The sequence below is a fragment of the Mucilaginibacter sp. P2_D11 genome (assembly GCF_056404435.1).
On the sequence record NZ_JBFUEA010000003.1, the window covers coordinates 230,681 to 245,208 of the forward strand.

Below are 14,528 nucleotides of genomic sequence, written 5' to 3' on the forward strand. Positions count from 1 at the left end.
TATGATGGCACGAACTTATTACAAGCTGAAAACGATATGGTTGATACTGATGCTTGCAATGGGGCCGGCTATTGCACTGGCTCAGCACACGGCGGTGATAACCGTTAACCTGGCTAAGGAGAAAGCGCCGATGACACCTGTTTGGGCATGGTTTGGCTACGATGAGCCAAACTACACCTATATGAAGGATGGCAAAAAGCTATTGACCGAATTGGCCGCGCTAAGCCCCACGCCTGTTTACGTGCGTACACATAGCTTACTGGTAACCGGCGATGGCGTTGCCGCTCTAAAATGGGGATCTACCAACGCCTACACCGAGGATGCTAACGGCAACCCGGTTTACGACTGGCACCTGGTAGACAGTATTTTTGATGCCTACGTTAACCGCGGTATGAAACCACTTGCGCAGATTGGGTTTATGCCGCAGGCTTTATCAACCCATCCGTACCCGTACCGCCACCACTGGAAACCCGGCGATCCTTACGACGATATCATGACCGGATGGGCATACCCGCCAAAAGACTATAATAAATGGCGCGAGCTAATTTACCAATGGGTGAAGCATAGCGTTGCACGATACGGGCAAAAAGAAGTGGAAAGCTGGTACTGGGAAGTTTGGAACGAACCTAACTATTACTGGAAAGGCACCCAAAAAGAGTTCTTTAAGTTATATGATTATGCCGCCGACGGGCTGAAAAAAGCCCTGCCAACTGCCAGGATAGGCGGGCTTGATATTGCGGGTACATCAAGCAAGGGTTCGCAGGCTTTCCTTAACGCGTTTATTAAACATTGCATTGCCGATACCAACTATGCAACCGGCCAAATAGGCTCGCCATTGGAATTGATTACCTTTCATGCCAAGGGCCAGCCAAGGCTTATTAAAGGCATGGTACAAATGAATGCGGCACCGCAGTTGAATGATATTGCAACAGGGTTCCGCATTGTGGCTTCGTACCCGGAAACCAGGAACCTTCCTGTTATTATAGGCGAATCGGACCCTGAAGGGTGCGCCGCCTGCGGCATGGCCACCAACCCCTCAAACGCTTACCGTAACGGCACCATGTATTCAAGCTATACGGCGGCAACCTTTGCCCGCAAGTATGAGTTAGGCGATAAGTACGGAACCAATTTTACAGGAGCGGTTTCCTGGTCGTTCGAGTTTGAGGATCAGCCCTGGTTTTACGGCTTTCGCGATCTGGCCACAAACGGTGTAGACAAGCCGGTACTCAACGTGTTCCGTATGTTTGGCAAAATGAGGGGAAACAGGGTAGAAGCTATCAGCAACCGCATGTATTCCTTAAAATCGGTAATGGACTCCAGCGTTCGTGGCGAGCTGACGGATATTGGCGTACTCGCATCAAAAGATAAAAAATCGGCAGCGGTGATGGTATGGAATTACCATGACGACGATAAAGCCGGCCCTGCCGAACAGGTAGCCCTGACTGTCAACGGCATACCATCGGAAAAGATTTTATTGACGCACTACCGGATAGATAGCGAACACAGCAATTCGTATGAGGTATGGAAAAAGATGGGCTCGCCCCAAAACCCAACCAGCGCCCAAATTGCCGAACTGCAAAAAGCTGGCGGGCTGCAAATATTAGGTAAACCACAAAAACTGACGACGCAGAAAAATACATTGCTGGTAAACTTCGGCTTGCCGAGGCAGGGTGTTTCGCTGCTGCTGATAAGCTGGTAATTGGTACTTAAAGATTCCAGTTTTTATTTTATAGAAATTCAAAAAAATAAGGGAATCGGATTTGGCCCGGGACGGCTTGCACGACGGTTTTCCAGCGCCCTGAGAGGCTCTAAATTGCCCCAAATACCCGAGGAAATCCGAGTTTTTCTGTGTTTTTTGTGGCTTTTTCCTGCGCATAACAAAAGGCCTTAATTTAAGCAGAGACGGCATTTCCTAGCAAAACGGCCATTATTTGGCTGAAAAAATTTCCAGCTTTTTCCAGCTTTTTGAAACATTTTAGCTTAGGTTTTCCAGGAAATTCCAGCCTTGCTGAATGCCAATATCGTGCCTTTAAGGCTTAATGTGGTTAGCGACTGTAGTGAGGAGTTCGGGTATATCAAAGGGCTTGCAAATAAAGCCGTCGGCACCACAGCGTTCTGCGGTAGCCTCCAGGTTACGTGTTCCGGAAATTAGGATTACCGGGATATTTGCAGTAGCGGGGTTTTGTTTCAGCTGGTAGCAGATGTCGTGCCCGGTTTTATCGCCGCTTAACCAGTTATCTATCAGCAACAAACCGGGCGGTTGTTTTTCAATGCCGTACAGCATGGTAATATCCTTGCCGGCACTTACCTCATAACCTGCTTCCGTTAAAGCCGTGGCTATGATGTCCAGCGTATCAGCATCATCTTCTATCACCAAAACCGTGGATTTCAACATAACTCGATTAAACGCACAAATTAAAAAATTGAGTGGATATTAACAAAGTTCATATTGCAGAATAGCAGTTACCTGCGGCGTAAGCAGGCGCACATTGTGCGGCACATGCAAAGGGATGGGCAGGTAATCGCCGGCCGCTAATTCAAATACCTGGCCGCCTATAGTACAGACACAACGGCCCTCTAGTATAAAAAAACTTTCAGCGTAAGATTCGTGCACCTCTTCGGGTACATCAACCCTCGAAACTACAAGTGATTGCACATACTGTTCGTCACGGCGGATTTCCTTTAAGAAAATGGATTCCACAGGTTCGTTGGGTAACAGGGGCTGCATAGCTTTTAGCCAGCTTAGGTAGTTAGAATGCCGGGATGTTGGCGGTAAATTGCCTAATTGCAATTCTTCGCCGGCAAACCCAAGTTGAGCAAGCACTTTGTCTTTGAGATTTAGAGGGGCTTTTACAGCACGCAAACCGAGCAGTTTTTCCAGCACCAATTCGGCATCCGCCTGTTCCTCAGGCAAATCATCTCCAAATAAACCAAATGCCCTGGTACCGTCCATGCGTGTAAAGGTAACAATTAAACAGCTAGCTTGTATAAGCGGGCAGCAATGCAAGTTAATCGCTATATTTATCCGTTTTTTCCGCTAGTCCTATGATGAACAAATTCCACCGTAACCTCCGCTTGGGGTATGGTTTTTCTATATTTATCCTACTGGTGGTTGGCCTGGTATCGTGGCTTGCGCTGAACAGTTTGCTTAAAAGCAATCGCGCCGTAGCCCACAGCGGCGAGGTGATGCAAAAGCTGGAGCAATTGCTATCTACCATGAAGGATGCCGAAACCGGCCAGCGTGGCTACCTGCTAACCGGGCAAGCTAAATTCCTGGAACCTTATAACGGTGCTTACAAACAAGCCGGCGACCTTGGCCGGCAACTACAGGTGCTTACGGCAGATAATGCCAGGCAGCAAGCCAATGTGGCTGCCATCCGTAGTATTTTGCAGCAACGCCTCGATATCCTTCAGGAAGTCATCGATAAAAAACAACACGGCCAGGCCATTGCGTCCGCAGACCTCAATGAAGGCAAGGCAGCCATGGATAGTTTCCGCGCCGCTATCGCAAAAGCAGAACAAGCGGAACGCGGATTGCTCACAGAAAGGGCCTCCAATTTAGAACACTATAGTAGCCTGGCCCCGGCTATCATCGTACTTGCGCTGTTGTTGGCCCTGGGTATCGCTGCTTACTCTTACCGCAAGGTAACCCACGATTACCGCGACAAAGAACAATTGCGCCGTGAACTGGTACAAAGCGAAGAAGAAACTCAGGCCCTCAATGAAGAGCTGACGGCGGCCAACGAGGAAATTATGGCCACCAATGACGAACTGGCGAATATTAACGAAACGCTGGAACAGCGGGTTGCCGAACGCACCAGGGCCTTGCAGGAGAGCGAGCAGGAAACCCAGGCCCTGAATGAAGAGTTGATGTCTATCAATGAAGAAATGATAGCGACTAACGAGGAACTGCATGCGGCCAATGATGAATTGCGGCAGGCCGATGAACGCAGCGCCAAGCTGGCCGCAATAGTAGAATCTTCTGACGATGCCATTATAGGCAAAGACCTCGACGGTGTGGTGACGGCCTGGAACCGGGGTGCTGAAACCATCTTCGGGTATAAGAAAGCGGACATGGTGGGGAATTCCATCTTGAAATTAATACCCGGGCACCTGCACCATGAGGAACCGATAATCCTGAGCAAGTTGCGCAACGGCGAAAAAATAGATCATTACGAAACCGTGCGCCAAACCGCCGACGGCCGGCAAATCAATGTATCGCTTACTATTTCGCCTATCCGCGATAAAGCAGGCACAGTGATAGGCGTATCAAAAATAGCCCGCGATATTACCGAGCAAAAACGCGACGAAGAACGCAAGAACGACTTTATAGGGATGGCCAGCCACGAACTCAAAACGCCGCTGACTAGCCTAACAGCGCTGGTACAGGTGATGCAGCTGAAATATAAAGGCCATAGCGATACGTTCTTGCTGCAGGCCCTGGGTAAAGCCAGCCAGCAAGCCAAGAAGATGAGCAATTTGATCAATGGCTTCCTGAACGTATCGCGCCTGGAATCGGGTAAGTTGGAAATCAGCAAAACGGGGTTCGACCTGGCTGCACTCATTGGCGAACAACTCGAAGAAATGCGGCTGACGGTCAGTTCGCATCAGTTCCACTTCGAAGTAAATTCTGGTTTGGCGGTTATCGCCGACCGTGATAAAATAGGTTCGGTTATTTCTAACCTTTTATCTAATGCCGTGAAATATTCGCCCAAGGGTAAAAATGTCATTATCCGGGCAGAGAAGCAGGCGGACGTGATACAGGTGAGTGTACAGGACGAAGGGATGGGCATCCGCCGGCAAGATTTGCCGCATATTTTTGATCGCTATTATCGCGCCGGCACCGAACATACCAAACATATAGCCGGTTTTGGCGTGGGTTTGTATATCTGCGCGGAGATTATCCAGCACCATGATGGCCGCATATGGGCCGACAGCGAAAAAGGCGTTGGCTCTACCTTTCAGTTTACCTTACCTGTTTCATAAAAAGGCATCTCGCGGGATAGCCCTGGCCAATCAGGATAAATGATATCGAATAATGAATGTGGTGTTATTGCGCATAGGTGTCATCCTGGATGAGCGTCAGCACTACTTTATAAGCCGATTTTTTCTCCCAGCGCGCTATCAGCCAGGCAATAAAACTCAAGGTGAAGATATCGTCATTTTCAGACGTGCCCGCCATGTTTAAAACCGTCTTTCTATAGGCCGTATCAAAGGCTACATCGGGTTTTAGCAGGTATTTTTCAACCAGCCTTAAAAACAGCAACACGCGTTCTTCCGACGTTTTCAGCAGGTACTTCTTATATCGACGCCGGAAACTGTTTAGCCGCGACATGGCAAGCTCGATGTTGGAGAACTGTGCATGCACCAAAATTTCCATCAGATTCTTTCTAATCGTCCATAACATGCCCATTTTTTTTTCGTACCAGGCATCGGTGCGCGTCAGTAAAGTAAGCTGTTTCAAACTTCCCCGGTCATTGTAAAGGGCCAAAAACATGGTCAGACATATCCGTATATCCTCTATATCTTCCGGTTTAGAACGATGCTTTGTATTGGAGAGCGCTTGCTGCAATAGCGCAATGGCATCGTTAGCAAAGCCTGTATAGAACAGGTTGAGCGCAGAAAGCAGAGATTGGCGCAAATAAAACAGCTCATAATAGCGGCTATCCGTCGCCATTAAATCCATCATTTCCTTGAGATAGGATGTACTCCCCGCAAAATTCTTTCGCCTCAGGTGAAAGTTCGCCAGAAAATACAAGATGGATATATGGTGAAAAAGATAGGATTGTGTTTTATGCGCCTGACCTTGTATAAATTTATCCGTCCGATTGATATAGCGTTCTATCAGCGCATAATTCTGCTGTATTGCGGCGTATTCATTCGCGATGAAAAGGATTTGGTAGATAGACTTGTACGTCATCAAATCCTGCGCGGAAATTTTGTACTTCCGTATCGTCGTTATCATCAGGGCCGTCAAATTAACCACCTTCCCTTTCAGGTGTATCTCCTGTAGTTCCTTCCTCAAAAAGGCATAGGCCATATTTAGCTTAGCCTCCCGCTGCATATCAGCCTGGTTCTGCAGGAAACGCGCGGTCAAAGTTTCAAAGTCTTCTGCTCCCGGCAGGTGGGCATACTGCAGTTTCAGCAGCAGGAGTTCGTTCAACAGGTTAAGCTGCTCTAAATTTTCAGCAAGCCGCTCAGCCTTATCCAAACATTTGAAGGCTATCTTCACCACGTCGTTCTCTAACAAAAAACGCCCCACCACAACCAGCCGCAGCGCATCGTAAGTATCGGAATGATTGCTCTCAAAGGTTTTCTGCGATAAGAATAGCAGTAAATTATCCTGCAGCCTTTTACGGAGCGCATGATATGCGTCATTATTTTTTTCCGGATTGTAGAGTTTACTTAAGTTACTTATATCGTCAGTTTCTATCAAATCAAGTAAAGCTAGATTCTTAACGTCGGCCCTCTTGTTTTTTCGCTGTAAAAACTGCCTGAATAGCTTTTTATCGGTATTGTTGAGCAGGTTGGTTAACGCTTGAATGGAGTCCATATAGATATAATTGCGTAAATAAAGATACGATAATTGCGAAACTATATCGTCAGTAATTTACATATTATGACTTTTTCAGGTGTATTTTATAGCCCACATTTGCTTCCATATTAACAATTAAAACAAAACAAACATGGAACCGCTACAAAACAAAACAGAAGGAAATTTGCCCATTGCAAAATATGGCGAAAACATCAGAAACCCATTTAAACCCACCGCCGCATTTATAGGCGCATCCTGGTTGGCCTTATTGGTAGGCATGGCGGGATATCTCATCGGTTTATGGAATGCAACAATGGATTTGAACGAAAAAGGCTATTATTTCACCATCTTATTATTTGGCATGTTCGCGGTAATATCCGTGCAGAAAAGCGTAAGGGACAGGGCCGAAGGACTTGCCGTTACCGATCTTTACTACGGCTTGAGTTGGTTTGCCACCATTGCGGCAATGGTACTATTAACGATTGGCCTTTGGAATGCCGATTTAGCAAGAAGTGAAAAAGGATTTTACGCCATGGCATTCTGCCTGTGTATGTTTTCGGCCATTGCCGTACAAAAGAATACCCGCGACGCAAAGATGTTCGGCGATAAAGACCTGTAACGTAGCGGTTGCCGCCCCGCAGCGCCTTGCTTTGCAAGCCTGCGGGGTTTTTTGTGGAATCAGCTTTTTGTGGGTTGGGAATTTATGGGCAATTATTAAGGCACCAGTAGCAAAGGACAACCACAGTAATTCATTACCGATGGGATATTACTATCAAAGTATAAGGTAGCGATGGTTTTGTCGATATGATTACCCATTACTACTAACCAAATGGCATTTTCGGCCACCAGCTCTGAAATAGTTTCTACAACCGGCCCGGTCCCGTTTTTGCAGAATATGGTAACTGCGTCTTGCTGTCCTATGGTTAATTTCGAGTGCAAATATTGCGACAATTGATTTAAGCGCTCTTTGCTTTTGTCACCCATCTCCGCGATTTCTTTGTCGGGCGATTTGCGCTCGCCCGTTATAACAGACGCCTCAATAGAGATGATAGAATTGTATATCAATATATCAGCATTGTTGTTTATCGCCAGGTCTAGCGCAAAGTCTGCCGCGCGTTCTGCTCGTTTTGTAAAATCGGTTAGCAGCAGTATTGTTTTTTTAGGTGCCATAATGTGTAACTTTTAATTATTGAATTTATTAGGTATATCATACCCGATGTTTTCTACATGGAACTTAGCGTAACTTAAAGGCCCATGTTTCAATTCCCAAATGGCCTCTGTGGTAAGCGGGATGATAATGCCATTCATTTCCCGGTAATCAGACAGTTTGGCTACCCAGGTTTCCAGGTCTGCGTCGCCCATGTACCGCATCGTTTTGAGTTGTACGATTTCATTTTTATCATCAAACGTAACGATGTAATACACCTCTAACCCTTTATAACTAAATGTTAATTTTGCGGTGTTGTTGTCAATCGCGGTCCATTGCAGATTTTCATTTGGTAGGAGATTGGTTGGAAACCAAACACTTTCTCCAAGCCACCGAAGTAATTCGCCCTGATCATAATTGCTGCCTTTTTTGTTGACCACCGTGTACAGGTTTAGCAGATTTACCTTTAAGCCGCCATGGCCCTTTATAAAATAGTCTTTGGCAGTAAAGGTTGCGGTTTTGCCCTTCCATAAAAAGCCGGCGGGTGAGGTTGTGAAGTATTCCTCCCCAAGGATGTTTACCCATTTTTTGTCCGGGCCGGTTTTAAATTGTCCTGTATGCTTAAGCCGAATGGTGTTGATGTAGGGCTGCTCCTCTTTTAAAACATGTTTAAAATACCTTTGAACAGGGGCGGGCAGACCTTCTAACTGTTCATATTGAAATCTTTTTTCGGGTAGCGCCGGCGAAACAGAAAACAGTTCTTGTACTTGTTTATTGAATTGAAAGCCTGCTCTCATCTTGGCGGCAAAAGCTAATACGATTAACCCTGCCACAATCAGTAATAAAATTATCATTGTCTTTTATATCAATGTTGAACCACTTGAGCCCTATTATATTCATAGTTCATCCGGGCGATATGCAATACCGATATCTCCTGCGGGCATTCTACCTCGCATGCTTCGGTATTGGTGCAATGGCCAAAACCTTCGGCATCCATTTGGTTTACCATCGCAATTACCCTTTCAGTCCGTTCAACCCGCCCTTGCGGCAATAATGCCAACTGGGTAATCTTGGCCGAAGTGAATAAGTCTGCGCTGGAATTTTTGCAGGTGGCTACACATGCCCCACAACCAATGCAGGCCGCGGCATCAAAGGCTGCTTCGGCAATGGCATGCGATATCAGAATGCCATTGGCTTCAGGCGTTTCTCCCGTTGAAGCAGAAATAAACCCACCTGCCTGGATAATATTATCAAACGCTTTCCGGTCAACCTTCAGGTCCCGCACAATCGGGAATGCTGTTGCCCGGAATGGTTCGATATAAATGGTATCACCATCTTTAAAACTACGCATGTGCAGCTGGCAGGTTGTAGTATGGGTGAGCGGGCCATGTGCACGGCCGTTAATCATCATGCCGCATTGCCCGCAAATGCCCTCGCGGCAATCATGGTCAAACTCTATCGCACGTTCGCTCTTTTGTATCAGCGATTCGTTCAGCAGGTCCATCATCTCCAGGAACGACATATCGGGCGACACATCATCCAGCTCATAGTTCTTCATCGCGCCGGGCGTTTCGGGGCTATCCTGCCGCCATATCTTCAAGTATATTTTCATGATCGGAATTTATTTGTAGCTTCTTACCGTTAGGGATACGTTTTCAAAAACAAGGGGTTCTTTATGCAGTTCGTGTTCGGCATTAGCACCTTTCCATTCCCAGGCAGATACATAGCAATAGTCTTTATCATTGCGCAGCGCTTCCCCATCGGGCGTTTGGTATTCTTCGCGAAAGTGGGCACCGCATGATTCTTCGCGACTTAAAGCGTCCTCGCACATCAGTATGCCGAGGTCGAGGTAATCTGCCACGCGCCCGGCTTTCTCCAATTCGCTGTTCACGGTATGGTCGCCGGTTATTTTTAGCTCTTTGTAAAATTGCTCCCTCAACACTTTTATAGATACAATTGCAATTTGCAGGCTGGCTTTAGTGCGCGAAAGGCCGCAGCCATCATAAAGTAGTTTACCCAGTGTTTTGTGGAAATGGTCGGCAGAGAGGTGGCCATTAATATTGAGGAATTGCTGCAATTGTTCCTTTACAGCGTGTTCGGCTTCAACAAAAGCCAGGTGATCTGTAGTAATCTTTTCAGCTTTCAGTTCGCCCGCTAAATAATTGGGGATGCTGTATGGTGCAATAAAGTACCCATCTACAGATGCCTGTAACAAGGAATTTGCACCAAGGCGGTTAGCGCCATGGTCGGCAAAGTTGGCTTCGCCCAGGGCAAATAAACCTGGGATGGTGGTCATCAGTTCATAATCTACCCAAAGCCCGCCCATGGTAAAGTGCGCCGCAGGTGATATCAGCATTGGTTCCTCATAGGCGTTTACGGCGTTTATCTTATCGTACATCTTAAACAGGTTGCTGTACTTCTCTTTGATTTTTTCTTTGCCCTGTTCTTTGATGGCTTTTGAGAAATCTAAAAACACTGCGTTCTTCATTACCCCTACACCGCAGCCCGCGTCAATGCGTTCTTTTGCCGCGCGGGATGAGATATCACGCGGTGCTAAATTGCCGAAGGTTGGATATCGCCGTTCTAAATAATAATCCCTTTCTTCTTCGGGTATATCGTTTGGCTTGCGCTCGTCGTGTGCTTGTTTGGGTACCCAGATGCGCCCGTCGTTACGCAGGGATTCGGACATCAGTGTTAATTTAGACTGATGCTCGCCTGATTGAGGCAAACACGTTGGGTGGAACTGTATCCAGCTGACGCCCGACATATACGCCCCCTTTTTGTGCGCCCGCCAAATGGCGGATGTATTGCAGCCCATAGCCAGGGTAGACAGGTAATACACCTTACCGTACCCGCCGCTTGCCAGCACCACGGCATTGGCCGCATGGCGTTCTATCTCGCCGGTTATCAAATCGCGGGTGATGATGCCTTTTGCTTTGCCATCTATTACCACCAGATCAAGCATCTCGTGCCGGGTGTAGGTTTTTACTTTATTAGCACCAACCTGGCGCATTAGGGCCTGGTAGGCACCTAATAATAATTGCTGCCCGGTTTGCCCGCGTGCGTAAAATGTGCGCGATACCTGTACGCCACCAAACGAGCGGTTGTTTAAATAGCCGCCGTATTCCCGTGCAAAGGGTACGCCTTGTGCAACGGCCTGGTCTATCAGGTTGGCAGAGCATTCTGCCAGCCGGTAAACATTGGCTTCGCGTGAGCGGAAATCACCGCCTTTAATGGTATCAGAAAACATGCGGAACACGCTGTCGCCATCATTTTTATAATTCTTGGCAGCATTTACGCCACCTTGTGCGGCTACACTATGCGCACGGCGTGGCGAATCCTGGAAACAGAAGGATTTAACATTGTAGCCCAATTCGCCCAGCGATGCCGCGCAGGATGCACCGGCAAGGCCGGTACCTACCACAATAACATCCAGCTTTTTGCGATTGGCGGGGTTTACCAGTTTTACGTGCTCTTTATAGTTGTCCCATTTGTCAGCAAGTTTGCCTTCGGGTATTTTTGAATCTAACATGATAATCAGTTATTAAAATAAACAACAATGGGTATCAGCATAAAGCCGCCGGTGATAAGCGAGGTGTACAGCCAGCCGGTATAACGCACCAGCTTTACATATTTTGGATGATAGAGCCCCAGTGTACGGGCAGCGCTAAAAAAGCCGTGTAGCAGGTGAAAGCCTAAAGCGATAAAGGATAGCTCATAAATTGCTACATACCACCACTGGTGAAAGGTTAGCACCACCACCGAATACATATCCTTGTAACCCTGCTTATCCAAAGCCATAGTGGTAAAGTCGGATACGTACCAAAAGTCTTTCAGGTGGATTACAAGGAAGATGAGTATCACCGTGCCCAATAAACCCATGTTGCGGCTGTTCCAGGGGCTTACATCGGCGCGTTTATCGTACACATATTTGATACCGTTGGCTTTTTTTGTTTTACCTGCGAGTATCAGCGCGTACACCGCGTGGCCGATGATGGCAATAAGCAGCACCCAGGATATGATTTTGATGAGCATATTCCCTGCCAGCAGATGCGAGTACCAGTTGAACTGTTCTTTGGCCTCGGTAGCGGGTAACAACAGCTGCAGGTTGCCCAACAAATGTATCACCAGGAAAAAGCAGAGGAACAGCCCCGTACCCGCCATGGCGAGCTTATATTGAATGGTTGTTTGTTTCATAGGTTGATTGTATCGGCAATTAATAATTTATAAAAAGGTAGTGCCGGCTACCACAAGCCGATAACCTTCCACCACACGCCACCCACCACAAACCAAACCAGCAGGAACAGCACGCTCATAAAAAAGCCTTGTTTCCACCAATCTTTCATATCTACATAAGTGCTGCCGAAGAATATGGGTGCCGGCCCGTGGCCGTAGTGGGTTAAAGAGCCCATCAGGGTGGGGCAGGCCCCCAGGAAAATAGCCAGCATTACCGGTGGCACGCCTACCGCAATACCAACCGCTAAAAAAACTGAATACATGGCCGCTACCTGTGCAGTAGCACTGGCGAACATATAATGGCAATAAGAATAAACCAGGATGATGAGCGGGAAAGCCAGCTGCCAGCTAAATTGTTTCATGCTGCCGCCTACTAAATGGCCAAACCAGCCTATAAGCCCTAAAGAGTTGAGGTAAGACCCCATCATTACTAATGCAGAGAACCAAACGATAGTATCCCAGGCACCTTTTTCAGATTTTACATCTTCCCAGGTTAATACGCCACAAAGCAGCAGGATACAAAGGCCTATTAATGCCCCGGTAGTGGCATCCATGGATATTAAGTTGCCGAATATCCACAGCACCAGCAGAATGATGAACGTAGCCACCATCAGCCATTCCTGTATGGATATCTTTCCCATTTCTTTCAGCTTGGCAGCAGCCAATGAGGGCGCTTCCGGGGTTTGCTTCAGTTCGGGCGGGTAAACTTTATAAAGAAATAAGGGCACCAACAGAAAGCAAACCAGCCCGGGTATGGCGGCCGCCATGGCCCAGCTTCCCCAGCTAATATCAACGCCAAGGTCATGTGCGAATTTCTGCGCCATCGGGTTACTTGCGGTAGCCGTAAGGAACATTACAGAAGTGATCATATTTGCGTTGTAACTGCTTAGCGTTAGGAACGCCCCTATTTTGCGGTGGGTTTCGGGCTTCTCCGGTTCGCTGCCCATGTTTACCGCAATGGATTTCATGATGGGGAATATTACCCCGCCCGCCCTTGCGGTGTTGCTTGGAATGGCCGGCGCCAGTATCAGGTCGGCAGTGTTTAAGCCATAAGCCAAACCCAATGTGCTTTTACCGAACAGCTTGATAAAGTTATAAGCCAGCCGGTTACCCAGGCCTGTTTTGATAAAGCCACGCGCTATAAAAAACGCCAGCCCGATAAGCCAGATAGTGGAGTTGCCAAAGCCACTCAGCGCATTTTTAATGGCATCTATAGGTTTACCAGGCGCCAACACCTGCGTAGCTGCGCAAAGCGTAATACCCAGCATGGCCATGGTACCCATGGGTGCAGCTTTTAATATAATACCGACGATAGTGGCTACAAAAATGGCTAACAAATGCCAGGCATTGGGTTTAACGCCTTCGGGTACCGGTATAAACCAGATAATTAGGCCAACCACCAGCGTAATCGCAAATGATTTAAGATTGATCTCTTTCATGATGATGGATTAAAAGCGTACCTGTAATTGGAGATAAGCCTGGTTGTGGTTGTAAGCAGTAGTGAGGGGGATGTTTCGTTGGTATAGGTCGATAGAGACGCCTAACTGGAGGGCGGCATAGAAATCATCAGCAAAAATGAGCGAGGCATTTGGGATAATAGTTTGCCTGGAATTGTGGTTAAGCCAGGAGCTCTCATTAAAATACTCGTACCTCGATGAGAACTCGATAGCCCTAACCCTGCGCATATTGGCATTGTAGCGTATAATAGGGAAGACATAAAAGCCCTGCATGCGTACCTCGCTTAGGTTGGGCTTTACGGTTAATGTGTTGTAAAGGGCAAAATTTGTCCCGGTTTTGTATTCGCCGCCTAAACTAACTTCCCATCTTTCGTTAATTGGGAAGCCGCCTTTAACATCTATACCCAGTGCATTGCCTTTACCCGCTCCTAAACTGCCCACACCTGCGTTGAAGCCCAGTGTTAAACCCTTAATAACGTCGGCTTCTAAGCGGCCATAAAAGTTTTTGGTATTGTCGTTATCGTTGGCCTGGTTGCGGTTATTGCCATTGTAGGCACCTGCGTAGTAACGCAATTGGCCGGCTTTATCAACGTTGCCAAATACAGCAACACCCGTTTGGAAGCTCTGCCATCCGCTCGCTCCAAAAGCGTAGTACTGGTTGGAGTAATCCAGCGTGCGGATGATATCATTAGGCACTACGTCCTCTATGCCGAAGAACGGCCTGAACTGGCCTGCCTGTACATTAAAGTGGCTGCTGAGGGTGTATTTCACGTACGCATTCTCCAGCACTTTGTTAGATGGGTCACTGCTAAATTCTGCGAAGTTCATGAGCAGGTTGGCCGAGAAGTGGTCATTCACCGTACCTTTCACAACAAAGCGCACACGCTTCAGCATAAAGGTGTTGGTTATTTTGGAGGCTGTTCCCGCCGGATCGAAGTTTTTGCCGTTTACATCTACATTTTTAGTAAGCGAACCCAGGAAGCGGGTTTGCAACAAGCCGGCGAAGGTGATAGACCTTTTATAGGTGGAGAAGTTTTTAATTGTATCGGTGTTCACCTTTGGCGCTGCCGCGGGTTGTTGCGCCGATGCCTTTAAAAAGGCAAACAGCAGGAGGATCGGAAGGGTAAGATTTTTCACATGGTGATGATAAAGA

Annotated in this window: 13 protein-coding genes; 3 read left to right on the forward strand and 10 right to left on the reverse strand. The window is 47.4% G+C overall.

The annotated features are described in order from the left end of the window. The first annotated feature begins 1 nt into the window (after position 1). On the forward strand, positions 2–1,699 hold the full coding sequence (locus AC1DXC_RS05790) for a GH39 family glycosyl hydrolase (RefSeq protein WP_477458193.1): 1,698 nt from the start codon (positions 2–4) through the stop codon (positions 1,697–1,699). A gap of 330 nt (positions 1,700–2,029) precedes the next feature. Here AC1DXC_RS05790 and AC1DXC_RS05795 read toward each other — a convergent pair whose 3' ends face one another. Further along, entirely contained in the window at positions 2,030–2,395 is a 366-nt protein-coding gene (locus tag AC1DXC_RS05795; RefSeq protein WP_477458194.1) for a response regulator, read from the reverse strand. A 39-nt stretch (positions 2,396–2,434) separates the two neighbouring features. After that, positions 2,435–2,953, reverse strand: coding sequence for a cupin domain-containing protein (locus AC1DXC_RS05800; RefSeq protein ID WP_477458195.1), 519 nt, complete (start codon positions 2,951–2,953; stop codon positions 2,435–2,437). A 92-nt stretch (positions 2,954–3,045) separates the two neighbouring features. On the opposite strand from AC1DXC_RS05800, the gene AC1DXC_RS05805 reads away from it, so the two are divergent. Next, entirely contained in the window at positions 3,046–4,986 is a 1,941-nt protein-coding gene (locus AC1DXC_RS05805; RefSeq protein WP_477458196.1) for a sensor histidine kinase, read from the forward strand. Between the two features lie 64 nt (positions 4,987–5,050). Here AC1DXC_RS05805 and AC1DXC_RS05810 read toward each other — a convergent pair whose 3' ends face one another. Continuing rightward, positions 5,051–6,553, reverse strand: coding sequence for a hypothetical protein (locus AC1DXC_RS05810; protein ID WP_477458197.1), 1,503 nt, complete (start codon positions 6,551–6,553; stop codon positions 5,051–5,053). 133 nt (positions 6,554–6,686) lie between these two features. Between AC1DXC_RS05810 and yiaA the strand changes: the two genes are divergently transcribed. Beyond that, positions 6,687–7,154 (forward strand): inner membrane protein YiaA, encoded by a 468-nt coding sequence (gene yiaA / locus AC1DXC_RS05815; protein WP_477458198.1) that lies wholly within the window; start codon positions 6,687–6,689, stop codon positions 7,152–7,154. 95 nt (positions 7,155–7,249) lie between these two features. Here the strand turns inward: yiaA and AC1DXC_RS05820 are convergent, their stop codons facing one another. The 7 genes from AC1DXC_RS05820 to AC1DXC_RS05850 are packed head-to-tail and all read right to left on the reverse strand — an operon-like array spanning position 7,250 to position 14,512. Further along, a complete protein-coding gene (locus AC1DXC_RS05820; RefSeq protein WP_477458199.1) occupies positions 7,250–7,705 on the reverse strand; it encodes a universal stress protein in 456 nt (151 codons plus the stop codon). 12 nt (positions 7,706–7,717) lie between these two features. Further along, positions 7,718–8,536 (reverse strand): DUF6544 family protein, encoded by an 819-nt coding sequence (locus AC1DXC_RS05825; RefSeq protein WP_477458200.1) that lies wholly within the window; start codon positions 8,534–8,536, stop codon positions 7,718–7,720. 11 nt (positions 8,537–8,547) lie between these two features. Further along, positions 8,548–9,294, reverse strand: a complete 747-nt coding sequence (locus AC1DXC_RS05830; RefSeq protein ID WP_477458201.1) for a succinate dehydrogenase/fumarate reductase iron-sulfur subunit — start codon at positions 9,292–9,294, stop codon at positions 8,548–8,550. A gap of 9 nt (positions 9,295–9,303) precedes the next feature. After that, the gene (locus AC1DXC_RS05835) at positions 9,304–11,214 is read right to left on the reverse strand and encodes a fumarate reductase/succinate dehydrogenase flavoprotein subunit (RefSeq protein ID WP_477458202.1); all 1,911 of its coding nucleotides are present in this window, start codon (positions 11,212–11,214) and stop codon (positions 9,304–9,306) included. A gap of 5 nt (positions 11,215–11,219) precedes the next feature. Then, positions 11,220–11,879 (reverse strand): succinate dehydrogenase cytochrome b subunit, encoded by a 660-nt coding sequence (locus AC1DXC_RS05840; RefSeq protein ID WP_477458203.1) that lies wholly within the window; start codon positions 11,877–11,879, stop codon positions 11,220–11,222. Positions 11,880–11,926: 47 nt separating this feature from the next. Beyond that, on the reverse strand, positions 11,927–13,357 hold the full coding sequence (locus tag AC1DXC_RS05845; protein WP_477458204.1) for an anion permease: 1,431 nt from the start codon (positions 13,355–13,357) through the stop codon (positions 11,927–11,929). A 9-nt stretch (positions 13,358–13,366) separates the two neighbouring features. Beyond that, the gene (locus AC1DXC_RS05850) at positions 13,367–14,512 is read right to left on the reverse strand and encodes a porin (RefSeq protein ID WP_477458205.1); all 1,146 of its coding nucleotides are present in this window, start codon (positions 14,510–14,512) and stop codon (positions 13,367–13,369) included. Between the last annotated feature and the right edge of the window lie 16 nt (positions 14,513–14,528).